This window comes from Christiangramia aquimixticola (assembly GCF_048285835.1).
GTDB lineage: Bacteria > Bacteroidota > Bacteroidia > Flavobacteriales > Flavobacteriaceae > Christiangramia > Christiangramia aquimixticola.
The window spans coordinates 1-279 of record NZ_JBLVTL010000335.1; the positions used below are offsets into that span (position 1 = coordinate 1).

The window sequence follows — 279 nt, forward strand, 5'->3', positions numbered from 1 at the left end:
GAGGAAAAATTCTTCCTCGTGGCTGACTCTACTCCTGAGCTTGAAGTCCTTATATACAAAGCAGCTAAAATCGGATACGAGCAACTTATTCATGGAGCAGTGGTCAATCCTGCCGGGATGACTGAAACAGGAACCTCATTCGATGTCGAAGCTTTCAAAGCCAATCCGGATGCCTATACCATCGTGGATATTCGTAGCCGTGACGAGCATGCAACTGCTCCAATTTTCGAAGAGGCATTGAATATTCCACTTCAGGAACTGAGAGAAAGAGCAAGTGAG

1 protein-coding gene is annotated in these 279 nt (G+C 45.9%); it reads left to right on the plus strand.

What is annotated here, in order from left to right:
• A partial coding sequence (locus ACNKXV_RS14715) for a rhodanese-like domain-containing protein (RefSeq protein WP_417908444.1) occupies nt 1–279 on the plus strand: 279 nt, incomplete at both ends.